The sequence below is a fragment of the Bacteroides sp. MSK.20.12 genome (genome assembly GCF_019052435.1).
Taxonomy (GTDB): Bacteria; Bacteroidota; Bacteroidia; order Bacteroidales; family Bacteroidaceae; genus Bacteroides; species Bacteroides xylanisolvens.
On the sequence record NZ_JAHQVH010000036.1, the window covers coordinates 37,801 to 63,357 of the forward strand.

24 protein-coding genes are annotated in these 25,557 nt (G+C 43.6%); all 24 read left to right on the plus strand.

Annotated features, from left to right (window positions below; genetic code table 11):
* Positions 1 to 137 precede the first annotated feature (137 nt).
* The 24 genes from hutH to KTR06_RS17480 all read left to right on the plus strand — a co-directional run bounded on the left by hutH (position 138) and on the right by KTR06_RS17480 (position 25,164).
* A complete protein-coding gene (hutH, locus tag KTR06_RS17365) occupies positions 138 to 1,661 on the plus strand; it encodes a histidine ammonia-lyase (protein ID WP_008641972.1) in 1,524 nt (507 codons plus the stop codon).
* 1 nt (position 1,662) lies between these two features.
* Complete coding sequence (gene fabG, locus KTR06_RS17370; protein WP_008020540.1) at positions 1,663 to 2,391, plus strand: 3-oxoacyl-ACP reductase FabG; 729 nt, start codon at positions 1,663 to 1,665, stop codon at positions 2,389 to 2,391.
* A 26-nt stretch (positions 2,392 to 2,417) separates the two neighbouring features.
* Complete coding sequence (locus KTR06_RS17375) at positions 2,418 to 3,641, plus strand: beta-ketoacyl synthase (protein ID WP_008020539.1); 1,224 nt, start codon at positions 2,418 to 2,420, stop codon at positions 3,639 to 3,641.
* A gap of 21 nt (positions 3,642 to 3,662) precedes the next feature.
* On the plus strand, positions 3,663 to 3,914 hold the full coding sequence (locus KTR06_RS17380) for an acyl carrier protein (protein ID WP_004305450.1): 252 nt from the start codon (positions 3,663 to 3,665) through the stop codon (positions 3,912 to 3,914).
* 2 nt (positions 3,915 to 3,916) lie between these two features.
* Positions 3,917 to 4,852: an acyltransferase gene (locus KTR06_RS17385; protein WP_217290617.1), complete on the plus strand. Its 936-nt coding sequence runs from the start codon at positions 3,917 to 3,919 to the stop codon at positions 4,850 to 4,852.
* Complete coding sequence (locus KTR06_RS17390; RefSeq protein ID WP_217290618.1) at positions 4,839 to 5,909, plus strand: methyltransferase; 1,071 nt, start codon at positions 4,839 to 4,841, stop codon at positions 5,907 to 5,909. The genes KTR06_RS17385 and KTR06_RS17390 overlap by 14 nt, the downstream gene beginning before the upstream one ends.
* Complete coding sequence (locus KTR06_RS17395; protein ID WP_008641965.1) at positions 5,906 to 6,340, plus strand: hydroxymyristoyl-ACP dehydratase; 435 nt, start codon at positions 5,906 to 5,908, stop codon at positions 6,338 to 6,340. The genes KTR06_RS17390 and KTR06_RS17395 overlap by 4 nt, the downstream gene beginning before the upstream one ends.
* Positions 6,337 to 6,780 (plus strand): thioesterase family protein, encoded by a 444-nt coding sequence (locus KTR06_RS17400; protein WP_008020530.1) that lies wholly within the window; start codon positions 6,337 to 6,339, stop codon positions 6,778 to 6,780. Before KTR06_RS17395 ends, KTR06_RS17400 begins: the two co-directional genes overlap by 4 nt.
* Positions 6,765 to 8,591, plus strand: a complete 1,827-nt coding sequence (locus tag KTR06_RS17405) for a beta-ketoacyl-[acyl-carrier-protein] synthase family protein (protein ID WP_049701834.1) — start codon at positions 6,765 to 6,767, stop codon at positions 8,589 to 8,591. The genes KTR06_RS17400 and KTR06_RS17405 overlap by 16 nt, the downstream gene beginning before the upstream one ends.
* Positions 8,584 to 8,865, plus strand: a complete 282-nt coding sequence (locus tag KTR06_RS17410) for a phosphopantetheine-binding protein (protein WP_008020527.1) — start codon at positions 8,584 to 8,586, stop codon at positions 8,863 to 8,865. Before KTR06_RS17405 ends, KTR06_RS17410 begins: the two co-directional genes overlap by 8 nt.
* 3 nt (positions 8,866 to 8,868) lie before the next feature.
* Entirely contained in the window at positions 8,869 to 10,176 is a 1,308-nt protein-coding gene (locus tag KTR06_RS17415) for a beta-ketoacyl-[acyl-carrier-protein] synthase family protein (RefSeq protein WP_120144512.1), read from the plus strand.
* A gap of 12 nt (positions 10,177 to 10,188) precedes the next feature.
* Complete coding sequence (locus KTR06_RS17420) at positions 10,189 to 11,214, plus strand: beta-ketoacyl synthase chain length factor (RefSeq protein WP_120144511.1); 1,026 nt, start codon at positions 10,189 to 10,191, stop codon at positions 11,212 to 11,214.
* On the plus strand, positions 11,211 to 11,891 hold the full coding sequence (locus tag KTR06_RS17425) for a polysaccharide deacetylase family protein (RefSeq protein ID WP_120144510.1): 681 nt from the start codon (positions 11,211 to 11,213) through the stop codon (positions 11,889 to 11,891). The genes KTR06_RS17420 and KTR06_RS17425 overlap by 4 nt, the downstream gene beginning before the upstream one ends.
* 11 nt (positions 11,892 to 11,902) lie before the next feature.
* Positions 11,903 to 12,538 carry an outer membrane lipoprotein carrier protein LolA gene (locus KTR06_RS17430; RefSeq protein WP_120144509.1) on the plus strand — a complete coding sequence of 212 codons (636 nt, stop codon included), beginning with the start codon at positions 11,903 to 11,905 and terminating at the stop codon, positions 12,536 to 12,538.
* Positions 12,513 to 13,073, plus strand: a complete 561-nt coding sequence (locus KTR06_RS17435; RefSeq protein WP_120144508.1) for a hypothetical protein — start codon at positions 12,513 to 12,515, stop codon at positions 13,071 to 13,073. Before KTR06_RS17430 ends, KTR06_RS17435 begins: the two co-directional genes overlap by 26 nt.
* Before the next feature lie 3 nt (positions 13,074 to 13,076).
* Complete coding sequence (locus KTR06_RS17440; RefSeq protein ID WP_120144507.1) at positions 13,077 to 13,556, plus strand: 3-hydroxylacyl-ACP dehydratase; 480 nt, start codon at positions 13,077 to 13,079, stop codon at positions 13,554 to 13,556.
* Positions 13,553 to 14,743, plus strand: coding sequence for a DUF2062 domain-containing protein (locus KTR06_RS17445; protein ID WP_120144506.1), 1,191 nt, complete (start codon positions 13,553 to 13,555; stop codon positions 14,741 to 14,743). The genes KTR06_RS17440 and KTR06_RS17445 overlap by 4 nt, the downstream gene beginning before the upstream one ends.
* Positions 14,740 to 18,606, plus strand: coding sequence for a 1-acyl-sn-glycerol-3-phosphate acyltransferase (locus KTR06_RS17450; protein ID WP_217290619.1), 3,867 nt, complete (start codon positions 14,740 to 14,742; stop codon positions 18,604 to 18,606). The genes KTR06_RS17445 and KTR06_RS17450 overlap by 4 nt, the downstream gene beginning before the upstream one ends.
* A complete protein-coding gene (locus tag KTR06_RS17455) occupies positions 18,599 to 20,089 on the plus strand; it encodes an NAD(P)/FAD-dependent oxidoreductase (protein WP_229037603.1) in 1,491 nt (496 codons plus the stop codon). Before KTR06_RS17450 ends, KTR06_RS17455 begins: the two co-directional genes overlap by 8 nt.
* Positions 20,082 to 21,818, plus strand: a complete 1,737-nt coding sequence (locus tag KTR06_RS17460) for a C45 family peptidase (RefSeq protein ID WP_217290620.1) — start codon at positions 20,082 to 20,084, stop codon at positions 21,816 to 21,818. Before KTR06_RS17455 ends, KTR06_RS17460 begins: the two co-directional genes overlap by 8 nt.
* The gene (locus tag KTR06_RS17465) at positions 21,802 to 23,097 is read left to right on the plus strand and encodes a phenylacetate--CoA ligase family protein (protein WP_217290621.1); all 1,296 of its coding nucleotides are present in this window, start codon (positions 21,802 to 21,804) and stop codon (positions 23,095 to 23,097) included. Before KTR06_RS17460 ends, KTR06_RS17465 begins: the two co-directional genes overlap by 17 nt.
* Before the next feature lie 57 nt (positions 23,098 to 23,154).
* Positions 23,155 to 23,724 carry a hypothetical protein gene (locus KTR06_RS17470; protein WP_138293809.1) on the plus strand — a complete coding sequence of 190 codons (570 nt, stop codon included), beginning with the start codon at positions 23,155 to 23,157 and terminating at the stop codon, positions 23,722 to 23,724.
* A gap of 19 nt (positions 23,725 to 23,743) precedes the next feature.
* Positions 23,744 to 24,484, plus strand: coding sequence for a hypothetical protein (locus KTR06_RS17475; RefSeq protein WP_138293810.1), 741 nt, complete (start codon positions 23,744 to 23,746; stop codon positions 24,482 to 24,484).
* Positions 24,485 to 24,549: 65 nt separating this feature from the next.
* The gene (locus tag KTR06_RS17480; protein WP_217290622.1) at positions 24,550 to 25,164 is read left to right on the plus strand and encodes a hypothetical protein; all 615 of its coding nucleotides are present in this window, start codon (positions 24,550 to 24,552) and stop codon (positions 25,162 to 25,164) included.
* Positions 25,165 to 25,557 lie beyond the last annotated feature (393 nt).

A 25,557-nucleotide genomic window follows, 5' to 3' on the forward strand; every position in this document is an offset into this window, starting at 1 on the left:
CCCCTCACGAATGAGAAACAAAACAAGCAAAACCAATTCTCCGGAAAAAGTTTTATTCTGATTCATGTCCGCTATATAACAGAAATTGCCTATTTTTGTACCTTAATTAATAAGGCATAAAATATCTAGTACAGAAAATGATAGCTGACAAAAGTATAAATTTAGATACCCTTTATAAAGTATTGTTTGATAATGAGAAGCTGGAACTCTCTAAAGAATGTATCCGAAAAGTAGAGGAAAGCTTCGATTTCCTACAATCTTTTTCCAGCGATAAGATTATTTATGGTATCAATACGGGGTTCGGTCCAATGGCACAATACCGGATAGAAGATCAGTCACTGATCGAGCTTCAGTACAATATCATTCGAAGCCATTCCACCGGTGCCGGCAAACCACTTCCCGAACTTTATGTAAAAGCAGCTATGATTGCCCGCCTGTACACTTTTCTACAGGGGAAATCAGGAGTACACATGGAGCTGGTATCTCTTCTCTGTGAATTTATCAACCGTGGAATTTATCCGTTCATACCCGAACATGGAAGTGTAGGTGCCAGCGGCGATCTCGTGCAACTGGCCCATATTGCCCTGACATTAATAGGAGAAGGGGAAGTTTTTTATCAGGGGAAATTACGTGATGCCGCTACTGTGCTTGAGGAAAACGGTCTGCAACCTTTTTCAATGCGCATCCGCGAAGGATTATCCGTCACAAACGGTACTTCTGTGATGACAGGAATCGGTATCGTCAATCTTATTTATGCCAAAAAGCTGCTCCGTTGGTCGGTAGCCGCTTCTGTCATGATGAATGAGATTGCCGCCTCTTATGATGATTTCATGGCACAGGCATTAAACGAGGCCAAGCATCACAAAGGGCAACAAGAGATAGCCGCTATGATGAGAGAATGGGTAGCGGGCAGTAAATGTGTACTTCAAAGAGAGAATGAGCTATACAACCAAGTGCACAAAGAAAAAATCTTCGAGCACAAAGTACAGCCCTATTATTCCTTGCGATGTGTTCCGCAAATCCTCGGTCCCATCTATGATGAGCTGAAGAATGCGGAAGAAGTATTGATTAACGAAATAAATTCCGCCTGCGACAATCCGATTGTTGATCCGGACACACAAAATATTTATCATGGCGGTAACTTCCACGGAGATTACATCTCTTTCGAAATGGATAAACTGAAAATCGCCGTAACCAAACTGACCATGCTTTGCGAAAGACAGATCAATTATCTGTTCCACGACCGTATCAATGGCATCCTGCCTCCTTTTGTAAACTTGGGAGTGCTTGGATTGAACTACGGTTTGCAGGCTTCGCAATTCACAGCAACATCCACTACAGCCGAATGTCAGACATTATCAAATCCGATGTATGTGCACAGTATTCCTAACAACAACGATAATCAGGATATTGTCAGCATGGGAACCAACTCGGCTCTATTAGCAAAAACAGTCATTGAGAATTCTTATCAGGTGATGGCTATTCAATTTATGGGAATGGCACAAGCCATCGACTACCTGAAAATACAGGATCGTCTAAGTCCCAAAAGCCGGCAGGTGTATGAAGAGATACGTAGCTTCTTCCCTGTATTTACCAATGACACACCTAAATATAAAGAGATAGAAAGAATGATGGACTATCTCAAAAAAGAAAATAAATAAAATGAAATACGCATTAGTAACCGGAGGAAGCCGAGGTATCGGTCGTGCTGTCAGTTGCAAACTGGCGGAAATGGGCTACTTTATACTGATTAATTATCAGAGTAACGACGCAGAAGCAGAAAAAACGTTGCAGTTAGTGCAGGAAAAAGGAAGTAACGGAGAAATCATGAAGTTCGATGTGACAGACCCTGCCGCTATTGCCCTTGCCTTGAACAACTGGGCGTCACAACATCCTGACGAATACATCGAAGTACTGATTAACAATGCGGGCATCCGTAAAGACAACCTGATGCTCTGGATGACAGGAGAAGAATGGAACAAAGTGCTCGATATTAGTCTGAACGGATTCTTTTATGTGACACAGCCTTTATTGAAGAATATGCTGGTCAAACGTTATGGACGTATTGTCAATATCGTATCCTTGTCAGGTATTCAGGGAATGCCCGGACAAGCCAACTATTCCGCAGCCAAAGGTGGCGTAATAGCTGCGACCAAAGCACTGGCACAAGAAGTCGCCAAGAAAAAGGTAACAGTCAACGCAGTAGCTCCGGGATTTATCCGCACGGATATGACGGAAGGGATTGATGAGAACGAATGGAAAAAACACATTCCTGCAGGACGTTTCGGTACTGCGGAAGAGGTTGCCGATCTGGTTGGTTTTCTGGCATCTCCAGCCTCATCCTATATCACAGGAGAGGTGATTTCCATCAACGGAGGACTATATACTTAAAACAAAAGCATAGAATAGACAAAATAATGAAAAGAGTTGTTATCACGGGAATGGGGATTTACTCTTGCATCGGCAAGAACCTGGATGAAGTAAAAGACTCACTATACAATGGGAAATCGGGGATTGGCATAGATCCGGTACGGAAAGAGCTGGGCTATTTTTCTGCATTAACGGGCATATTGGAACGTCCCGACTTGAAGAAACTATTAGATCGTCGTAAACGTCTCTGCCTGCCGGAACAAGGAGAATATGCTTATCTCGCTACTTTGGAGGCTTTCCGTAACGCCGGTATTGACGAGGCTTTTCTCGAAGCTAATGAAGTGGGTATCTTGTATGGTAATGATAGTAGTGCCGCCCCTGTTATCAACGCAGTGGACATCATTCGTGAAAAGAAAAATACAGCGTTGGTGGGATCCGGTTCTATTTTCCAGTCGATGAATTCTACCGTGACAATGAACCTGTCGGTTATCTTCAAGCTTAGAGGGGTTAACTTCACCATTGCCGGAGCCTGCGCAAGTGGTTCTCATGCTATTGGCATGGGGTATCTGCTCATTAAATCAGGATTGCAGGATTGTATTCTTTGCGGTGGCGCACAAGAAGTAAATCCTTATGCGGTCGGCAGTTTCGACGGGCTAAGCGCATTTTCCACCCAGGAAGCAGAGCCCGAGAAAGCCTCCAAACCTTTTGATAAACGACGTGACGGACTGATTCCGAGTGGAGGAGCCGCCAGTCTGGTATTAGAGAGCTATGAATCGGCAGTAAAAAGGGGAGCTCCCATTTTGGCCGAAGTTATCGGTTACGGTTTCTCTTCCAATGGAGATCATATCTCCGTACCGAATGTGGACGGTCCGAAACGTTCTCTTCAGATGGCCATCAAAGATGCGGGTATTGCACTCGAACAAATCAGTTATATCAATGCACACGCCACTTCCACTCCGGTAGGCGACCTGAACGAAGCGAAAGCCATTGCGGAAGTATTTGAAGGACATCACCCGTATGTCACTTCCACGAAGTCTATGACCGGACATGAAATGTGGATGGCAGGTGCCAGTGAAGTGATTTACTCCACCCTCATGATGAACAACGGTTTCATCGCTCCCAACCTCAATTTCGAGGAACCGGATGAGGCTTCCGCACAGTTGAATATACCTACCCAACGGGTAAATCTGGAATTTGACACGTTCCTTTCCAATTCGTTTGGATTCGGAGGAACCAATTCCACCCTGATTATACGCCAAATCAAAGAATAAATTACTAAAGAAAACAGATATATGACAAATGAAGAAATCATTGAGAAAATAAGAACAACTCTGGCAGAAGAGTTTGAAGTAGACATCGACGTCATCCAGCCGGATGCGCCGTTAATGGAAACTCTTGAACTGGACAGTTTGGACTTGGTCGACATGGTGGTATTGGTAGAAAAGAATTTCGGTTTCAATGTAACCGGACAAGACTTTGCAGGTATCAAAACCTTCCAGGACTTCTACGATCTCGTTATCACCCGTATGCAGGAAGCCAAGTAAATATGTCGACGTGGAAAGGCAAAACCCGGGGAGGAACGTTCGGATACTTATTCTTTATTTACCTGATTAAGTATCTGGGCATTACTGCCGCTTATCTTTTTCTAAGCCTGGTAGTGCTCTACTTCATACCGTTTGCTCCGAAAGCAACCAAAAGCACCTGGTTTTATGCCCGTCACATTCTGAAATACAATAGGATACGTTCTTTGAAAATGTTACTACTCAACTATTACCGATTAGGACAAATCCTGATTGACAAGGTAGCCATCGGTAATGGAAAAGTAAATCAATATCAGTTCAAATTCGAGCAGTATCCGGAGTTTCTGCAACTGCTGAACAGTGAACAGGGAGTGATTATGATTGGCGCCCATGTGGGAAACTGGGAAATAGGCGTTCCTTTCTTTGATGATTACGGAAAGAAAATCAATATCGTGATGTACGATGCCGAACATCGTAGAATCAAAGAGATCCTGGAGAAAAACGGTCAGGACAAGGAATTTAAGATTATCCCTGTCAATGAAGACAACCTGACACACGTTTTCCGCATAACCGAGGCGATCAACCAAAAAGAATATGTATGTTTCCAGGGCGACCGTTATCTGAACAAAGAGAAACTTCTGCCAGGAATTTTACTGGGACAGAAAGCTCCTTTCCCTGCCGGTCCTTTCCTGCTGGCTTCGCGAATGAAAGTTCCGGTGGTATTCTACTTTGCTATGAGGGAACCGGGAAGAACTTACCGTTTTCATTTTATAATAGCGGAACCGGTAGTACGAACAAAAAAAAAGAAAGCGGAGATGGCTCTGCTCGAACAATACACTGTTGCTTTGGAACAGATACTAAAACGCTATCCGGAACAATGGTTCAATTATTATCCATTCTGGGAACCTGCCGGAAAGCAGTCACCGGATTTAAAAGAGAAACAAAAAGATGCAACAGAATAAATATGACAAAGAGCCGTTGACAGCGGTAGAGGCACAACGCCTGGCACAAGAAATAGCTTTTGGGCCTATTGTTTTTCAGGTATCACGCCTTATGCTTAAATTCGGAATTTTCCAGTTATTGGCCGACGAGCGCAAAGGTATGACGCAAGAAGAAATCAGCAAAGCTTGTGGGCTGTCCTCTTATGGCGCACAAGTATTGTTGGAGGCATCATTGACTATCGGCACCGTATTGCTGCGTGAAGGGCGATACTGCCTTGCGAAAGCCGGCTGGTTTCTGCTCAATGACAAAATGGTACGTGTTAATATGGACTTCAACCATGATGTTAACTATCAGGGAATGTTTCATCTGGAAGAAGCCATTACCACCGGACGTCCTGAAGGACTGAAAGTATTCGGTGAATGGAGTACTATCTATGAAGGGTTGTCAAGTCTGCCTTCACAGGTACAAAAGAGCTGGTTCGGTTTCGATCATTATTACTCGGATTGTTCGTTCGACGAAGCACTGGCGATTGTCTTCGCCCGTCATCCCAAGACTTTATTGGATGTGGGAGGCAATACCGGCCGTTGGGCGACCAAATGCGTAAGCTATGACGACACAGTGGAAGTAACCATCATGGACCTTCCGCAACAATTGGAGATGATGCGTCAACAAACCAAAGAACTGCCCGGAGCTACACGTATCCACGGTCATGGTGCCAATCTGCTCGACCCGGAAGTTCCTTTCCAGACAGGGTTCGATGCTATTTGGATGAGCCAGTTCCTCGATTGTTTCTCGGAAGAAGAAGTTACCAGCATATTGACCCGTGCAGCCCGTTCTATGAACCGAGAGAGCCGCCTGTATATTATGGAGACTTTCTGGAACCGACAGAAATTTGACACAGCCGCTTATTGCCTGACACAAATCAGTCTCTATTTTACAGCGATGGCAAACGGAAACAGCAAGATGTATCATTCGGACGATATGCAACGATGCATCGAAGCAGCAGGATTGGAAATCGAAGAGATACATGACCATTTAGGAATGGGACACAGCATCGTACAATGCAGATTGAAATGAACAGAGAAGCCGTCATACAAGGAGAAGGAATACTCAACCTGATTCCACAGCGTCCGCCAATCGTTATGGTGGACAGTTTCTTCGGATTTGAAGAAAACCGTTCATATTCCGGACTGACTGTCACTACCGACAATTTATTTTGTGAGGCAGGCAGACTGCAAGAGCCGGGAATTATTGAGCATATCGCACAATCAGCGGCTGCACGTATCGGGTTTATTTATACCCGGCAGGGTGAAAAAGTTCCGTTAGGTTTTATCGGTTCGGTAGACAAACTTAAAATCTACAATTTGCCGGAAGCCGGAATGAAATTATTTACAGAGATTACCGTCGTACAAGAGGTATTCGATATTACGCTTATTTCGGCACAAGTGAAAACGGAAGAAGAGCTGATTGCTGAATGTAAGATGAAAATATTTATCAAAAAAGAATGAAACGGAAAACAAATCAACAGATTGCAGCTTTGACTAACCGGACTACTTTCAGAGTACGGTTCAGCGAAATTGACTCCATGCAAATTGTATGGCATGGCGAGTACGTGCGCTACTTTGAAGATGGACGGGAAGCTTTCGGCAAACAGTATGGTTTGGATTATATGAGCATTTACCGGGAAGGCTACATGGTTCCCATCGTAGATTTAACCTGTCAGTTCAAGCAATCATTGTCCTTTGGTGAAGAAGCGATTATCGAAACACGCTATATTGCCTGTGAGGCAGCCAAGATAAAATTCGAATACGTTATCTATCGGGCTACCGACCAGAGTGTAGTGGCCACCGGAAGCACCATACAAGTGTTCCTGAACCTGAATAAAGAGCTGGAGCTTATCAACCCTCCGTTTTATCTGGAATGGAAAAAGAAATGGAACATCCTTTAAATATATACATCACAGCCCATACGCTGATTAGTTCGTTAGGTTTCGGCATTTCGGAGAATAGGAAAGCAATCCATGACTACCGAAGCGGGATTCGTATGCAAGAAGCCGGACGGATTTCTGACAGTCAGATTCTGGCAGGGATGATTGATTCTGTCGAGTTGGAAAAGCGGGCAAAGGAGCTGGATATTTCCTCTTATACCCGGCTAGAGCAACTGTTTATATTGACTATTCAGGAAGTGATTTCCCAATCGGGAGTGAATCTGCAAGAGTCGGACTGTGCTTTATTACTCTCCACCACGAAGGGAAATATTGATTTATTGAGCAATCAAGAAAAAAGAACTAATTCGGACAAGCCAGGCGATTCTGTACAATCAACAATTGACAATCCTTCCTTTTTACAGGAATTATCTGTTGACAGCCCGGCTTTTCTTTGGAAAATGGCAGAACGAATCGGGCATTTTTTTGAGGCAGCCAATCAGGTAGAAGTTATCTCCAACGCCTGTATATCTGGAGTCTCGGCACTGGTTGTTGCCAAGAGATGGATAGAATCAGGGCGTTACAAACGGGTGATTGTCGCCGGCGGGGATATTCTTTCTCATTTTATTACCAGCGGTTTCTTGTCTTTCCGGTCAGTCAGCGCACACCGATGCCGGCCATACGATATACAACGGGACGGATTAAGTCTAGGCGAAGCCTGTGGAGCTGTGCTTTTAGAAACTCAAGGAAACGCAAATCATATTATTCTATCCGGAGGAGCGATCAGCAATGATGCCAACCATATATCCGGTCCTTCCCGGACAGGAGACGGACTGGCGCTGGCTATCAATCAGGCAATGGAAGAAGCCGGAGCACTTCCCGAAGATATCAGCTTTATCAATGCACACGGAACAGCTACGGTTTATAATGACGAAATGGAATCCAAAGCCATACATTTGGCAGGATTGTCAGCAGTTCCGGTAAATAGTCTTAAGCCTTATTTCGGGCATACATTAGGAGCTTCAGGCATTATTGAAACCATACTCTGCATAGAGCAACTGAAAGAAGGAATATACTACGGAACTTTAGGATATGAGACACTGGGCGTTCCCATGCCCATCACCGTTTATGGTACCCATCAGCCGATGCCGATGAAATGTTGTATCAAAACCGCTTCCGGTTTCGGAGGCTGTAATGCCGCACTGGTATTATCTCTCCCAGATGCTCATTTGAAACAGAAAACCGATTCTCCGGCATTTTGCAAAGCTGTCGTGGAATCAGCCAATATAGTCACGATCAAACCGGGAGTGGTAGAAAACCAAGGAACAGCTATATTCAATTCTTCGGAGACTGACTTTGCGCCGTTTATCCGGGAAGCATACAAGCATCTGGGAGAAAACAATATGAAGTTCTACAAGATGGATAATCTTTGTAAGCTGGGATATGTAGCTGCCGGATATTTATTGAAAGATACCAACTACCAGCCGAAAGAGATTGGAATCATTCTAGCCAATGCATCTTCCTCTTTAGATACGGACTGCAAACATCAAGCTATCATCAATAAAGAAGGAGATAAAGCCGCCAGTCCTGCCGTGTTTGTCTACACTCTCCCCAATGTAGTATTGGGAGAAATCTGTATACGACACAAAATTCAGGGAGAAAATACATTCTTTGTCTGTCAGCAATCCGACACTGCTTCCTTAGAGGATTACGCAAGAATTGTGATGGCGAAAGGTAAGTTACGCACATGCATCATAGGCTGGTGCGAACTACTGTACGGACATTATCAAGCAGAATTTAAACAACTTAATAATATATCAACGATTTATGAATAATTTAGATCAAACCAAAAGAGAACTGATGGACGAAGTGAAAGGTAAACTAATCGAAGAGTTGAACCTTGAAGAAATCACTCCGGAAGATATTGACGATGAAGCCCCTCTGTTTGGCGACGAAGGTCTTGGCCTTGACTCCATTGACGCACTCGAAATCATCCTGATTTTGGAACGTGAATATGGCATTAAAATAGAGAATCCTAGTGAAGGAAAACAAATCTTCTACTCGGTATGTACACTGACTGACTACATCATTGCTAATCGGAAAGCTTAACTTATGAAGATTTACGTCACCGGATTGGGAGTTGTTTCGGGCATCGGCATCGGAGTTTCCGAAAATATAGAGGCACTACAACAAGGGAAGCATGGCATCGGAAAGGTAACTCTTTTCCCGACTGCTCTCGATGTACCCGTATCTGAAGTGAAACGTAGCAATGAAGAACTTAAACAACTATTATCTTTACCTCCGCAGCGTACAGTATCACGCACAGCATTGCTAGGCATGATAGCCGCCAAAGAAGCGATGGAAGATGCAGGACTAAACTTGCGTATATCATCCAATCAGCCAAAAAATCAATTACCGAACCAGTCAATAACCTCGCAAAAAGACCAGCAACCGTTACGTATTGGTTTTATTTCCGCCACTTCTGTCGGCGGTATGGATTTAAGCGAGCGTTTCTATGAATCGTTCAAGAAAAACCCGAAACAGGGACGATTGCGGGAAGTGATTTCACACGACTGTGGAGCCAGCACTGAATTAATAGCTTCGTATTTAGGTATCAATGATTTTATAACCACCATCAGTACAGCCTGTTCATCGGCAGCCAATGCTATTATGTTGGGAGCGAGACTGATAAAACACGGACAACTGGATGCTGCTATCGTCGGAGGTACGGATGCACTTTGCCAGTTTACGCTTAATGGGTTCAACTCTCTCATGATCTTGGACAAAATACATTGTCGTCCTTTTGACCGTTCGCGTAACGGATTAAATTTGGGAGAAGGCGCAGGTTATTTAGTGCTTCAATCAGAAAGTTCACTGCAGAGAATTCCTTACTGTGAACTAAGCGGTTATGCTAATACAAATGAAGCGTATCATCAAACAGGAAGTTCTCCCGAAGGAGATGGCGCCTTTCTATCAATGAGCGAAGCCATCGCTTCCAGTGGTATTTCTCCTGAAGATATTGATTATATCAACGTACATGGAACAGGTACTCCCGGCAATGATGCGTCGGAAGGTATGGCACTGCGAAGAATCTTCGGAGAACATGTTCCACCGTTTAGTTCGGTAAAAGCTTTTATCGGACACACCTTAGGAGCTTCCGAAGGAATTGAAGCTGTTTATTCCGTTCTTTCCATAGATAAAGGCATGATTTATCCGAATCTGAATTTCACGGAGGCTATGCCGGAAACAGAGCTGATGTCAGAAACAGGAGTAAAATCAGAAACAGGATTGATACCGGAAACGTCTTTCCAGGAAGGATTGCCGATCCGCCATGTATTATCCAATTCTTTCGGCTTTGGGGGAAACGACTCGTCGCTCCTCTTTTCCGCAACGAATTTTCCAAAACGAACGAACCTTTAAGTTTTTGAGCCTATGCAGCCAGTTTATATTCAACGCATCGCTTCTATCCATCCACAAGGAAATCATTCACAAGGAAATAATCCGAAAGTAAATGATTCGCCCGATGTTTCAGCAAACCGTCCTTTTCTTCAGGCTTGTGAACCCGATTATAAGGATATTATTGCCAATGCAACTTTGCGCAGGCGCATGAGCCGTATTGTCAAAATGGGAGTAGCTTGCGGATTGGAATGTATGGGCGAACTATCTCCCGAGAAGATAGGGGGAATTATCACAGCCACAGGGTTGGGCTGCCTGGTTGATACGGAAAAGTTTCTGAACAACCTGTTAGATAATGAAGAGCGGATGCTGAATCCTACTCCTTTTATTCAGTCGACATTCAATACAATTGGTGCACAAATAGCTTTAATTCATCAAATACACACCTATAACATGACTTATGTTCACCGGGGACTAAGTTTTGAAAGCGCTTTGCTGGATGCCATGATGAAAATAGAAGAAGGAAGCGAGAATATACTGGTGGGAGCCATGGACGAAATGACAGAAACCAGTTACATCATTCAGCAACGACTGGGCCTGCTGAAAGGAATAGAAGCCGGAGAAGGCGCTCAATTCTTCCTATTAAGCCGGGAAGCCGGAGAGCATCCGTTAGCAGAAATACGAGGACTTGAAACTTTCACGGGACAACATACGACAGAAGAAATCAGTTCCCGAATTATTCGTTTTTTACAACGAAACGGATTAGAGTGTCAGGATATTCAATGGTTAGTTACCGGAAAGAACAAAAAACAATCCCTTCAAGGTGATTACCACGAGCAAATCACTAACTCTATCTATGAAGAGCTTGAAACCAACCTTTTCCCGGAAAGTATTCATCTTAGTTTTAAGGACGAATGTGGAGAATATCCTACCGCCTCATCGTATGCCGTATGGAAAGCAGTAAAGACATCAATAAACTGCACTACCCCTACCAATATATTGATTTATAATCATCACCACTCCATCAATCACTCATTGATTCTAATTCGGAAAAGCGTATGATGATTGTTTGCCTCCTTCTATGTTTATTCTTGATACTGTCCTTTCTCGTTTATGCTTCCTATAGCATTCAGTCGGGAATTTATCTACGATCGTTTTGCAAAAAACGTACTACGGAAAAAGTTGTCGTCCTAACTTTTGACGACGGTCCCGATCCCATTCAAACGCCCAAAGTATTGGAGGTACTAAAAGAATATCAGGCAACTGCCTGTTTTTTCTGTATCGGACACAAGATAAAAGGAAATGAAGCCTTATTGAAAAGTATGGTAACAGAAGGTCATCTAATTGGGAATCATTCATATAGTCATTCCGGTTTATTTCCACTATATGGACTCTCTAAAATGAAAAAAGACCTGCAAACTTGTCAGTGTGAACTAGAACGAGTAACTTCGCAGCCGGTTACTTTGTTTCGTCCGCCATTCGGTGTCACTAATCCTACGATTGCGAAAGCTGTCCGACAGTTAGGATATACCTCGATCGGATGGAGCATCCGTACATTAGATACGCAACAGTCAGCTCCGGACAAAATACTTGCCAGGATTCGGAAACGTCTTGAACCGGGAGCCATCATTCTGTTGCACGACCGGATGCCCGGCAGCGACCAGTTAGTGAAACAAATACTGGATTTGCTGAAAGAACAAGGATATACCGTTGTCCGTCCGGATAAACTATTGGCATAAAATAAAAATGTATGAGAACTTTATTACTATACTTATCGCTTTTCTTCTTGTCTATCGCCACCGTCCATGCACAGAGCATGAAAAAGATGGTGCAAAAGACCGAGTTTGAAAACCGCTTGGCAAAGGAGGCACAAACCGTAGAGTCTATCGAAAGCGATTTTACCCAAGTGAAATATCTCGATGTATTCGACGAAAAGGTTACTTCCAAAGGGAAGTTCTACTACCAAAAAAGCAATAAAATCTGTATGGAATACTTCCGCCCGATGGATTATCTCATCGTGATAAATGGCAGTAAACTCAAAATTGTATCGGATGGCAAGAAAAGTATTATGAACCTAAGTTCGAACAAAATGATGGCACAGATGCAGGATATGCTAACTGCGTGTATGATAGGCGACCTGTCTAAGATGTCATCCAACTACCAGCTAGAATATTTTGAAGACGCACGATATTATTTGGTTAAAATTAAGCCGACTAACAAAGCAGTACAAGCCTATATTGCCGGTATCGAAATTTATTTGGACAAGAAAGATATGTCGGTGCACAAACTCCGTCTGTCCGAAACAGCTACAAACTACACAGAATACGAATTCTATAATAAAAAGTTCAACTCTCTGAAGAATGAGACGAAGTTTGCGATTCATTAGCCTGACGGTTCTGTTATTCTTAGGAATACAGGTTCAAACGTCCTGCTCTCCACGAATAAGCGGGGAAGGCAGTACTGTGCCTCCTGTTATCGAACTGACACAAGGGGAAGAATCACAAAAATACAATATCCAACTGGATTTCATGAAACATCACATGAGTGGTATGCTGATAGTACGCCGTATGCCTGATAACGAAATCCGGATCGTGGCGTCTACCTACTTCGGATTAAGCCTTTTCGATTTTTCTCTTCGCGATGATCAATTTAATGTCAACAGCTGCATTGAACCCATGAAAAAAGAAAAGGTATTGAAACTGTTAGAGATGGATTTCAGGCGTTTGTTCTTAAATGGAAAAGACGTCCGTGTGAAAGCCACCAAAGACAATGCTACCCAAAAAAGAACCAGTGGAAAAGGCTTTGGAAAATCAGTGGTCTACATTACCGGCGACACTCCGGGTGAACCGGCACAAATAAAAATCAAACATCCGTGGATACGGTTAACGATCCGTCTGGATAAACTATCTAAAGAAATTTAATATATGCTACTTGATAACTTCTATACTATCCTTTCCTCCGAGTCATCGGATTCAACCACCTGGACTATTCAGATAGAGTTGAATCCTGCCCACACTGTTTATCAGGGACATTTTCCTGAACATCCGGTAGTTCCCGGAGTTTGTCTATTGCAACTTATCAAGGAATGTGCAGAAAATATTCGTCAGCAAAAGTTGCAAATAACACAAGTATCTTCCTGCAAATTTCTTTCGGCTATCAATCCTATAGAAACGCCTCGGATAGCAATCGTACTGATTCTCAAAGAGACAGAAGAAGGCAAGTTCCAGTTACAGGCGGAAGGTACTATAAAGGGAAATACCGTAAATAAAAGCATTGTGAAAGAGGATATTGCAAAAGAAGAAATTGTAAAGGAGAACACAGGAAAAGAAAGCATTATAAAGGAAGAAAATATAAAAGACGAATGTTTCATTAAACTAAAAGCTGCACTTACCCCAAAAGCATGAAGGAGCAAACAAGTACAGCCTATTGGCACGAAAAGTTGAAACAATTAGGGATCATCGTCATCATCCCGAGTTACAACAATGGCAAGACACTGGCAGAAGTCATAGCAAGTGTACGTCTTTATGCCCCGGAAATCCTTGTTGTCAATGACGGTTCAACGGATGAAACACCTGAAATACTGAATCAGGAAGCTAATCTTCACATCATCACCCACCCTGTCAATCAAGGAAAAGGGGTAGCTTTGAAACATGGATTATCTTTCGCAAAGAAGCAAGGATTCCGATATGCCATCACCATTGATTCCGACGGACAGCATTTCGCTTCGGACATTCCCGTATTGATTGAAGCCATAGAAAAGGAACCGGACACGTTACTGGTAGGCTCCCGTAATCTGGCCTCGGACAATATGCCGGGAAAGAACACCTTTGCTAATAAGTTTTCCAACTTTTGGTTCACCCTCGAAACCGGTATCAAACTACAAGATACGCAATCCGGCTACCGCCTCTACCCTATCCAACGAATGAATGTGGACAAGTGGTATTACACTGCCAAATATGAGTTCGAACTGGAAGCACTTGTTTTTGCAGCATGGGGAGGCAATCCCGTAAAAAACATTCCGGTACACGTTTATTATCCGCCACAGGAAGAACGGGTTTCTCATTTCCGCCCGTTCCGTGATTTCACCCGTATCAGTATTCTGAATACGATACTGGTACTCGTCACTTTCCTTTGGATCGTACCACGGAACTTCTTTCGTAAACTGACCTGGAAGAATTGCAAGCAGTTTTTCTCCAATCACATCACCCACTCCCCCGAATCTAACCTGCGGATTACAGCAGCCATCATGCTCGGCGTATTTATGGGCATCGTTCCGGCATGGGGATATCAAATGCTGATTACGTTGTTTTTGGCACATTTGTTCCGATTAAACAAAGTCATAGCTATTGTAGCAGCCAACATCAGCATCCCTCCGATGATACCATTTTTACTGTACGGAAGTTATGTAACCGGCTGTAAAGTACTGGGAGAACCTGTAAACCTGCACTTAAACGAACTTTCTTTTGAAAATGTAAAATCAGTCATAGAGCAATATTTAATAGGAAGTGTTATCTTTGCAGTCGTATGCAGCATACTGGCAGGAACCATCGCGTTCATTCTGCTCACGGCGTGTAGGAAAAAAAAGATATGACCCAGTTTTTTATCGGACTATATGATTATTTTGAGAGGCACAAGATTCTGTTCTATTTGTCACTCATCAGTTGTGTCCTGTTGATGGGGTTCTTTGCCCTGCAAGTAAGGTTCGAAGAGAACATCACACAATTCTTCCCCGACACCAAAGACTCCCAAAACACAATCAAGGTATTCGACAATCTCAAAATCAAGGATAAGATTATCATTATGCTATCCTCGGCAGATACATGTCACCGGGTAGAACCTGATTCCCTGATAGAAGCTGCCGGACAACTGCAACAAACCCTGACTGAAAAAGCCGGAGGAACCCTGATTAAGGGAATTTTCGCACAGATAGACCAAAGCCTCATCGGAGGAGCCACAGACTTTGTCTACGAGCATCTCCCGCTTTTCCTGACAGATACGGATTATCAACGATTCGATTCCCTATTGACAGAGAAAGGTATACAAGCTATCATGCAGAAGAACTATACCAATCTCCTCTCTCCTGCCGGAATCGCATTAAGAAGTTATATTCTCCGGGATCCGCTCGGACTGGGAAGTGAAGCCCTGAAACATCTGCAGGATTTCCAGTTGGAAGCCAACTACGAGATTTATGACGAACACATCTTTTCCAAAGACGGTTCCACCTTGCTTATGTTCATTACCCCGGTATTCAGCACAGGCAGTACCGGAAAGAATGACGAACTGATAAAAATACTCGAAGAAGAACTCCAACACGTACAGGAAGAATCTCCTACCATTCGAGCCGAATATTTCGGCGGTCCCTCCGTGGGAGTCTACAACGCCCGTCAGATCAAGAAAGACACGATTCTGACTTCCTCACTGGCACTGCTTATCATCATAATATTTATCTCACTCGTGTTTAAACGGAAGCGATCGATACCATTGATTATTACTCCGGTACTCTTCGGAGGATTGTTCGCCCTGTTTCTGATTTTCTTTATCAAAGGAAGTATCTCGGCCATTGCTGTGGGAGCCGGTTCGGCAGTGATGGGTATTGCACTAAGCTATTCCATCCACATGTTGGCACATCAGAACCATGTTTCCACCGTGCAACAACTGATTAAAGAGATAGCCTATCCGCTTACAGTAGGTAGTTTCACCACTATCGGCGCATTTATGGGATTGATATTCACCAGTTCCGATCTGTTACGCGATTTCGGGTTGTTTGCTTCCCTGGCATTGGTGGGTACTACTCTTTTCTGCCTCATTTACCTGCCTCATTTCCTGAAAGGACAGGCAGACGTCAAACAGGGATGTATATTACGCATCATCGAGAAAATAAACGCATATTCTTACGAAAAGAATAAATGGTTGGTAGGCGGTATTCTCCTCATTACAGTTATCTGTTTGTTTACCTCACAAAAGGTCGGCTTCAACAACGACATGATGAGCCTCAATTATGAACCTCAACATCTCAAACAATCGGAAGAGAAATTAATGCAGCTCTTCGACAGCGACGAAAAGACAGTGCTTTTTGTCAGCGTAGGCAAAGACATGAATCAGGCTACCGAAACTTATGCAATAACCAATCAGAAGTTATCGGCACTGAAAGATCAGGGACTGATTAAAGACTATGCTTCCGCCTCACAATTTCTGATCTCGCCACAAGAGCAACAGCTACGCCTGAAAAGATGGAAAGACTACTGGACAGATGAAAAACAACAGCAAATCCGTGAACAACTGGAAACAGCTGCCGCTGAATACCGTTTCCGCCCGGGAAGCTTCGATCCCTTTTATCAATGGTTGAACCAACCTTTCGGTGAATATCACTACACCGCACAAGAAGACGATATATCCGGCAAGCTACTGAACGAATGGCAAACTTCTGCCGATTCCATCACCATGCTTATCAGCCAGATACGGATTAGCGACCAGAATAAGGAAACCGTGTATCAGAACTTCAGCAAAGCCCAGGATGTAGTCATCTTCGACCGTTCCTACTTTGCCAATAAATGGGTATCTGCCATCAATGACGACTTTTACCTGATTCTGTATATCTCTTCTTTCCTGATATTCTTCGCATTATGGTTCTCATACGGACGTATCGAACTTACCTTGATGAGTTTTCTCCCGATGCTGGTCAGCTGGGTAATCATCTTGGGATTGATGGGAATTTTGGGAATTGAATTCAACATCATCAACATCATCCTGTCCACCTTTATCTTTGGCATTGGAGACGATTTCAGTATCTTCATTATGGACGGGTTACAAAACAAATATCGTACAGGTCAGAAGGTACTGAATTCTCACAAAACAGCCATCTTCTTCTCTGCTTTCACCACAGTTGTCGGCATGGGAGCACTTGTTTTTGCCAAGCATCCGGCTTTGCAATCCATTTCATTGATTTCCATTCTCGGCATGATAGCAGTGGTGTTGGTTGCCTATACCATTCAGCCACTCATTTTCCGGTTCTTCATTGCAGGACCCGCTTCCAAAGGATTGCCGCCTTATACGCTTATCGGGTTGATACGAACCGTGTTGCTCTTCCTGCTTTTCTTTATCGGTTGTATCTTCCTCCGTGTACTGATCGCTGTCCTTTATCTGGTGCCTGTGCGGAAAAGCAGCAAGCAACGTTTGGTATGCCGACTGATACAAATCACTTGTAAAGGGATTCTGTTGTTAGCCACTGCCGTCAAAAAAGAACATATCAACAAAGCTAACGAACGTTTTCAGCATCCGGCAATTATTATCGCCAACCACCAGTCGTTCATCGATATTCTGGTATTGCTGTCTCTTTCGTCTAAAATCCTGATGGTAACCAACCATTGGGTATGGCATTCTCCTTTCTTCGGAGCAATCATCCGCTATGTCGATTTCTATTACATAGGCGAAGGCTACGAACAATATATGGAACGGATGCGGAAAAAAGTAAAAGAGGGCTACTCCATCGCTATCTTCCCCGAAGGTACACGCACTTACAACGGAAAGATGAAGCGTTTCCACAAAGGAGCTTTCTACCTGGCAGAAACATTGCAACTGGATATTCTTCCGATCCTCCTCTACGGCAACAACAAAATCATTGCAAAGGCACAGCCTTTCAATATCCGCAAAGGAATCATCTACACGGAAATACTTCCCCGTATACCGGCCGACGACCTTTCTTTCGGAACCACCTACCAGGAACGTACCAAACGCATATCCGCCTATATGAAGGAAGGTTACGCCCGTATCTGCCGGGAAAAGAACACGACGGACAATCCTGCTTTCTACGAAGCTCTGATCCAAAACTATATCTATAAAGGACCGGTCGTAGAATGGTATATCCGTATCAAGGTGAAGATGGAAAGAAACTACCGGCTGTTCAACCAACTGATTCCCGTTCAAGGGCAAATTACGGACATCGGCTGCGGCTACGGTCCGCTCTGTTATATGCTGTCTCTGCTTTCCGAAGACCGGGAAATTTTAGGAATTGATTACGATGAGGATAAAATAGCCTTGGCACAACACGGATGGTTACGCAACGAACATCTCCAGTTCAGGCACGGCAACGCATTGGAATATCCGCTACCGGAAAGCGATGTTTTTATCCTGAACGATATGCTTCACTATATGAGCTATGAACATCAACGGACTTTGCTGTTGAAATGTGCTGACCGGCTGCGTTCGCAGGGAATGATTATTATACGCGACGGAAACTCGGCAAATACTTCCAAACATAGGCTGACCCGGTTCACGGAACTGCTGTCCACCCGTATCTTCAATTTCAACCGGACTGCCGGAGAATTGCATTTCACCACAGAAACCCAACTGCGGGAAATAGCAGTCACCTGCGGAATGAATGTAGAAATCATTCCTAATGACAAATATACCTCGAACACTATTTATATATTCAGAAAACCGAACGAACATGAGTAAATACGATATCATCATTATCGGAAGCGGCCTTGGCGGACTGGAATGTGGAGCGATTCTTAGTAAAGAAGGATTCAATGTATGCGTCGTAGAGAAAAACACGCAATTCGGCGGATGCTTTCAAACCTACCGGCGAAAAGGACACTTATTCGATACAGGCATTCATTATGTAGGAAGCCTGGATGAAGGTCAAGTGATGAATCAGTATTTCCGCTATTTCGGCATCATGGACAAACTAAAGCTGAAACGTTTGGACGATGAGGCTTTCGATACAATCTACTATAAAGGAAAAACATACGATTATGCAATGGGGTATCCGCAATTCATCGAAACGATCTGCCGGTCCTTCCCGCACGAAAAAGAAAACCTGAAACGTTATGCCGAACAGCTTCAGACTGTTGGTAACTTGATTAGCGTAGACCATCTGAAACAGGGCACACTTGCCCTGGAAGGAATGAAATACTTCTGCACCTCCGCCGCAGGACTGATTGCGGATATTACTCCGGACCCTACTTTACAAAATGTACTGGCAGGCTCGGCCTTGCTCTACGGAGGCTTGAAAGATGTCTCCACCTTCTACGAACATGCCATGATTAACCATTCCTATATCGAAGGAGCTTATCGTTTTGTGGACGGCAGTATGCAAGTCAGCCTGGAATTGATTAACGTGATCCGGGCGAATGGAGGGACAGTACTTAACAACAGCGAAGCCACCCGCATCATTGTTGAAAACGAAAAAGTACAGGGAGTCATCATCAACGGCGAAGAGCGGTTGGAAAGCGACTATGTAATTTCCAACATGCACCCTCAACGAACCCTGGAGATACTGGATAAAAACCGCAGCATCAAGAACGCCTACATTTCCCGCATCCGTTCGCTCGAAAACACATACGGTATCTTCACACTTTATCTGGTAATGAAAAAGAAGAGCACTCCATACCAAAACCGTAACCTCTATCTGCATGGGGATCATAAAGTGTGGTATGACAAACAGCTCTATCCGGGACGGACCACCAACTGCATGATTTCGATGCAAGCCTCTTCCGAAGACAGTCAATACGCCAGTGTTATTTCGATTCTGACACCGATGTATATGGACGAACTGTCTGCATGGAAAGACACTACTCCCGAACATCGGGGAGAAAGCTACCGGTCCTTCAAGAAGGAAAAGACGGAACAGCTGCTTCGCTTTATCCGGAGCCATGGCATTGATTTCTCCGACAACATAGAAGAGATTCACACCACCACTCCGTTGAGCTACCGCGACTATACCGGAACGGTGGACGGTTCCGCATACGGAATTATCAAAGATTATAAATGTCCGCAAATCGGTTTTGTGTCTACACGAAGCCGGTTGGGTAATCTCTTTCTCACAGGTCAAAACCTGAACGTGCATGGCGCACTGGGGGTAACGCTGACTTCCATGCTCACTTGTGCGGAATTTGTGGGACAAGAATACCTGGCTAAAAAAGTAGGAAATGCATAAAACAATCAAAAAGATATTCAAGTACACGAGCTGCGTTCTTTGGTCGCTCCTTGTGATATTGATAGCCGGAGTCTGTTATCTCTACTTTTCAGCAGATATGAGGACACCGAAACATGAACCCAGTATCATCATGACAAAAGTGTCTCATGCAGGTACTACCACCATGGTTCCGGCAGAGGTGCTCTACAACGATACGCTCGATCTCCGATATTATGACGGCAACTTCCTGCGCCACAGCGAAAGCGGATTGTGGGAGTTGTTTGTGAAAGGGGATGCCTTTCAAAGGGGAGAAGCCATCGGCAAACTGTCCTCTGATCTGCTTCATTATCAGGAGAAAGTATTTGTCGATCAGATTCGTGAGATTGTTCCTTCAGACAGTTATCTGAAGTTCCTCCGGTTCTTCATCGTTTTATTCAACCGTCATTTGGGTGAGAACGTTCTCGAAGAATACCGCGACGAGATCTACGGAATCTCGCTATCGTGTACCCATGAATACGACTTTATCGGCACTCCTTACGAACGTCAGCTGAATTACCATTCGGCACACGACCTGGGACATGCCATGCAAGATTATATGTTAGTAGGATGCAGTTCGTTTGCCACTTGGGGAACTCAAAGTGCAGATTCGTCTCTACTGATCGGACGCAACTTCGATTTCTATGTGGGAGATGCCTTCGCAGAAAATAAACAAGTGGCTTTTTATACACCGGATCAAGGTTATAAATTCGCTTCCGTAGGATGGCCCGGTATGATAGGCGTACTATCCGGCATGAACGAAACGGGGCTGACCGTCACGATCAATGCCGCGAAGTCCGCTGTTCCAACAGGTTCTGCCACCCCTATTTCCATTCTGACCAGAGAAATCCTGCAATATGCGTCAACGATTGATGAGGCTTTTGCCATCGCAAAGAAACGGAAGACATTCGTCTCCGAATCTATATTGATAGGTTCTGCCAAAGATGGCAAAGCCGCTATCATTGAGAAATCCCCGGAGAAGACAGTGCTCTTTAAAGGAAAAGAAGCCGACCGGCTCATCTGCACCAATCATTACCAATCGGAGGAATTCAGCAAGGATGAACGAAACATGGAAAATATCCGTACTTCGGACAGTCCATACCGTTTTGCACGACTGGAAGAACTCATCAATGAAAATATGCCGATAGACGCCTCCAAGGCCGCCTCTATCCTGCGCAACCACAAAGGTTTGCAAGATGCGGACTTGGGACTGGCTAACGAAATGGCTATCAATCAATTTATTGCTCATCATTCCGTTATCTTCCAACCGGAGAAACGATTGATGTGGGTATCTACCTCTCCCTGGCAATGTGGAAAGTATGTAGCTTATGACCTGAATAAGATATTTAACGACACGATTAACTTGCAACACGAAATATACAGTTCTAACCTGACCATTCCGGCAGATGAATTCGCCGAAACACCGGAGTTCCAGCATCTTCTTACCTATAAGAAGCTGACTCCGCTCCTATTGAAGAAGATCAGAAAAAAGGAGAAAATAGAAGAGCATGTTTTAAAAACATACGAAGCCTCCAATCCTTCTCTATATTATGTATATGAAGTAATGGGAGATTATTACGAGGCTATGCAGCAACCGCAACAAGCCATTGTGTACTGGCAAAAAGCATTAAAGAAACCGATTCCCAAGTTGCAAGAGAAAGAACGTATCCAACAGAAAATTCAAAAACAATCCAAAGATGGAAAAGAATCCTGAAATTCAGTTCCGCTCACCGGAAGAGATCAAATGCTATCAGGAAGAACGGTTAACCCAAACGTTGACCTACCTGCAAGCACACTCCAAGTTCTACCAACGAATGTTCGAAGAACACCACATTGACATCAATCAGATAAAGAAGATTGAAGACCTGCAACAAATCCCTGTCACCACCAAGACAGACTTGCAACTTCATAACGACGACTTCATCTGTGTAGACAAGGAGCAAATCATCGACTATGTAACGACTTCCGGCACACTGGGAGATCCGGTGACTTTCGTTCTCACTTCCGAGGATCTGGACCGTTTATCTTACAACGAGTACCTGTCTTTCACCACCACCGGATGCAGTAAAAAGGATATTCTGCAACTCATGACTACCATCGACCGCCGCTTCATGGCAGGACTTGCCTATTATATGGGAGCACGCGAACTCGGCATGGGAGTGATCCGTGTGGGTAACGGGATCCCCGAACTGCAATGGGACACGATTCGCCGGATTCATCCGACTTGTGGAATGGTCGTCCCTTCTTTCCTTATCAAACTGATAGAATTTGCCGAGAAGAATCATATCAACCATAATGCGTGCTCGATGCAGAAATGTATCTGTATCGGTGAGGCTTTGCGCAATCAGGAGTTTCAGTTAAATACGCTCGGACAGAAGATACATGACAAATGGCCTGCCTTACAGCTATATTCCACCTATGCTTCCACCGAAATGCAGTCGTCTTTTACCGAATGTAGCGAATTCCACGGCGGGCATTTGCAACCGGAACTTATCATCGTAGAGTTTTTGGATGACAACAATCGTCCTGTCGCAGAGGGAGAAGCTGGCGAAGTGACGATCACGACGCTTGGAGTAGAAGGTATGCCGCTGCTCCGCTTCAAGACAGGTGATATTTGTTACCATCATACCGAACCTTGTGCCTGCGGAAGAAATACGATTCGCCTTAGTTCCATCCTCGGACGAAAAGGGCAAATGATTAAATACAAAGGGACTACTTTGTATCCGCCTGCATTGTTCGACATACTGGACAATATTCCTTCGGTAAAGAATTACATCATTGAAGTCTACACCAACGAATTGGGAACGGATGAAATTCTGATCCGTATCGGGAGCGAAAACCGTAGCGAAGGTTTTGCCAAGGAGATAAAAGACCTGTTCCGTTCGAAAGTAAGAGTGGCTCCAAGCATTAATTTTGAGTCGGCAGAATACATCGCAAAAATTCAAATGCCTCCAATGAGTCGAAAAACAATAAAATTCATTGATTTACGATAATTATTTTCTACTTTTGGAAGTTAGTAAACCAACTATATCACTTTAACATTAACGTATATGAAAAAACTTATTCTATTCTTATTCTTAAGTACGAGCCTATTCTGTTTTGGACAAGGCAAGAGTGCATTGAAAGACATCCAGTCTATCAAGTTCTATGGAGTGGACTACTCCCAAGCTAAAGTTTTCGGTGCAGATGAATCACCGATACAATTCAAAGATGCTTTCAGACGTATCAATGAGCTGTTTATCACAGAAGCCAAAAAGTATAACGTAGGAAAACAGTTGAAAAAAGAGGTAACGGAAATCTCATTGGATGCAGTCAATCAAGTGAACGAAAACATCAACGTGGCGGAACTGATGACTACCAAAAGAGAGTATAGCCTTAGTAAAGAACAAATCAAAGCGGCTATCGAAGCATTACCTATTCAGAAAACGCCGGGCGTAGGTATGGTATTTATCGCACAGTTCCTGGATAAATCAAACGCCAGAGGTACGTATGAAGTCGTATTCTTCAATACTGAAACAAAGGAGATCATTGAAGAATGGATAACAGATGGAAAAGCACGTGGTTTCGGATTGCGCAACTACTGGGCAGGCTCTGTTTATAGCGCACTCAAGAAATTATAAACCAATAATATATATAAACATGAGAAAACTACTATTATTGCTGACTTTACTGTTAAGTATCAGTACTTATGTCGCAGCACAAAATTACACAGAAGTAGTGTATTTAAAGAATGGCAGCATTATCAAAGGAGTTATCATTGAGCAAGTGCCCAATGTTTCCTTAAAAATTAAAACAAGTGATGGCAGCCTCATCATCTGTCAGATGAGTGATGTGGAGAAAATCACTAAAGAAGAACGGTACACAAGAGATTACCGCAAAGAGGCCAACAACCGCAAAGCTGCAAGAAATACATTAAAAGGCTATAAAGGTTTCGTTGACTTTGCATACATCGGTGATGTCAGCGACTACAATGCCTCCAAAATTGAATTATCAACCTCACACGGTTATCAATTCAATAATTATTTCTTCGTTGGTGGTGGTGTTGCTCTCAACTACTATACGGATGCTGATCTTGTTGCAGCGCCAATCTATGCTAACTTCAGGGCTAACTTCATCAACAAAAGAGTGACGCCTTTTGCCGATGTAAAAACCGGATATGCTGTAGGAGACATAGAAGGAGCGTATGCTTCGATAGGAGTAGGAGTACGTTTTTCTTTAAAAGGGAAAAAGGCCTTGAATTTAGCTTTGATGTACAACTTCCAAGATTATGACACCACAACTGATTATAGTTACAGTTATGGAGGTCATTATTATCATGACAGCTGGGATGATACATGGGAGTTACACGGAGTAGGAGTCAGATTCGGTTTTGAATTCTAAATCTACTGTTTGTCTGTACCTTTTAACAACAAACAAACAAATAAACAATAAATCAAATTCGAACCATGAAGAAGACTATCACAACACTTCTACTATTGAGCTGCATTACTGCATTTTCATTTGCGCAAAGCATTGTTATGACTTCAGGAATTATCGACTTCATCAAGGACCAACAAGTGATACAATTCACTTTCTCTTATGATGAAATGCTGGTAGGAAAACTGACAGAAAGCGAATATGTAGATAAAAAAAGCTCCGAATATAATGCAAAAGAAGAGGGCAAAGGAGATCAATGGAAAGCTGCCTGGTATGGCGACCGTAAAGAACGATTTGAGCCAAAGTTCTTGGAACTTTTCGATAAATATATGAGCGAAGTTGGTATCACAGCAGGTACGGAAGGCGCTCAATATCGAATCGAAATCAATACAGACTTCACCGAGCCGGGTTGGAATGTGGGTGTCATGCGTCAGAATGCATCTGTCGACCTAAGCTGCAAAGTGAAGAAGATTGAAACAGGTGAGCAAGTAGCCTCTATCAGAATCCGTAATGCTTCTGCCAACAACTTTTGGGGTACCGATTTCACTTCCGGGTATCGCGTTCAGGAAACGTATGCCAAAGCAGGAAGAGAATTAGCCAAGTTCTTTATCAAAAAGGCGAAGTTACGCAAGATAAAAGACTAACTAGCTTGAACCACATTTGCCTACTATAAAGTTGAAAAAACATAGAAGTATCTGCCACCTGCAACAAAAAGCGCGTAATACGCTAGCTGACAAACAGTTGAAGCGTTGCAGATACCTGCGGCAGATACGTTGCAGATAAAGTATCTGCAACGCGTTATATAACCAAAGAAAACCGCTTGGTTTCTATATGTAAAGCTATAAGATAGTTTTGGTATCCATACGGAGAAACGGCAGTTTCCATACATAGGAACTGTCGTTTCCTGCCTTGGAAACGCTCGTTTCCTACCGTGGAAACTACAGTTTCTAATACCGGAAACTCCAGTTCCCCGCCTGGAAACTGTACTGTACTGGATTTAGTTGACAACTTCGTTTGTTATACCTAAGTTAGTTAAC

Excerpts from the sequence above, each read along its gene's own strand:
- hutH (WP_008641972.1), top strand. The coding sequence starts at position 138 with ATGATAGCTGACAAAAGTATAAATTTAGATACCCTTTATAAAGTATTG.
- fabG (WP_008020540.1), top strand. The coding sequence starts at position 1,663 with ATGAAATACGCATTAGTAACCGGAGGAAGCCGAGGTATCGGTCGTGCT.
- KTR06_RS17375 (WP_008020539.1), top strand. The coding sequence starts at position 2,418 with ATGAAAAGAGTTGTTATCACGGGAATGGGGATTTACTCTTGCATCGGC.
- KTR06_RS17380 (WP_004305450.1), top strand. The coding sequence starts at position 3,663 with ATGACAAATGAAGAAATCATTGAGAAAATAAGAACAACTCTGGCAGAA.
- KTR06_RS17385 (WP_217290617.1), top strand. The coding sequence starts at position 3,917 with ATGTCGACGTGGAAAGGCAAAACCCGGGGAGGAACGTTCGGATACTTA.
- KTR06_RS17390 (WP_217290618.1), top strand. The coding sequence starts at position 4,839 with ATGCAACAGAATAAATATGACAAAGAGCCGTTGACAGCGGTAGAGGCA.
- KTR06_RS17395 (WP_008641965.1), top strand. The coding sequence starts at position 5,906 with ATGAACAGAGAAGCCGTCATACAAGGAGAAGGAATACTCAACCTGATT.
- KTR06_RS17400 (WP_008020530.1), top strand. The coding sequence starts at position 6,337 with ATGAAACGGAAAACAAATCAACAGATTGCAGCTTTGACTAACCGGACT.
- KTR06_RS17405 (WP_049701834.1), top strand. The coding sequence starts at position 6,765 with ATGGAACATCCTTTAAATATATACATCACAGCCCATACGCTGATTAGT.
- KTR06_RS17410 (WP_008020527.1), top strand. The coding sequence starts at position 8,584 with ATGAATAATTTAGATCAAACCAAAAGAGAACTGATGGACGAAGTGAAA.
- KTR06_RS17415 (WP_120144512.1), top strand. The coding sequence starts at position 8,869 with ATGAAGATTTACGTCACCGGATTGGGAGTTGTTTCGGGCATCGGCATC.
- KTR06_RS17420 (WP_120144511.1), top strand. The coding sequence starts at position 10,189 with ATGCAGCCAGTTTATATTCAACGCATCGCTTCTATCCATCCACAAGGA.
- KTR06_RS17425 (WP_120144510.1), top strand. The coding sequence starts at position 11,211 with ATGATGATTGTTTGCCTCCTTCTATGTTTATTCTTGATACTGTCCTTT.
- KTR06_RS17430 (WP_120144509.1), top strand. The coding sequence starts at position 11,903 with ATGAGAACTTTATTACTATACTTATCGCTTTTCTTCTTGTCTATCGCC.
- KTR06_RS17435 (WP_120144508.1), top strand. The coding sequence starts at position 12,513 with ATGAGACGAAGTTTGCGATTCATTAGCCTGACGGTTCTGTTATTCTTA.
- KTR06_RS17440 (WP_120144507.1), top strand. The coding sequence starts at position 13,077 with ATGCTACTTGATAACTTCTATACTATCCTTTCCTCCGAGTCATCGGAT.
- KTR06_RS17445 (WP_120144506.1), top strand. The coding sequence starts at position 13,553 with ATGAAGGAGCAAACAAGTACAGCCTATTGGCACGAAAAGTTGAAACAA.
- KTR06_RS17450 (WP_217290619.1), top strand. The coding sequence starts at position 14,740 with ATGACCCAGTTTTTTATCGGACTATATGATTATTTTGAGAGGCACAAG.
- KTR06_RS17455 (WP_229037603.1), top strand. The coding sequence starts at position 18,599 with ATGAGTAAATACGATATCATCATTATCGGAAGCGGCCTTGGCGGACTG.
- KTR06_RS17460 (WP_217290620.1), top strand. The coding sequence starts at position 20,082 with ATGCATAAAACAATCAAAAAGATATTCAAGTACACGAGCTGCGTTCTT.
- KTR06_RS17465 (WP_217290621.1), top strand. The coding sequence starts at position 21,802 with ATGGAAAAGAATCCTGAAATTCAGTTCCGCTCACCGGAAGAGATCAAA.
- KTR06_RS17470 (WP_138293809.1), top strand. The coding sequence starts at position 23,155 with ATGAAAAAACTTATTCTATTCTTATTCTTAAGTACGAGCCTATTCTGT.
- KTR06_RS17475 (WP_138293810.1), top strand. The coding sequence starts at position 23,744 with ATGAGAAAACTACTATTATTGCTGACTTTACTGTTAAGTATCAGTACT.
- KTR06_RS17480 (WP_217290622.1), top strand. The coding sequence starts at position 24,550 with ATGAAGAAGACTATCACAACACTTCTACTATTGAGCTGCATTACTGCA.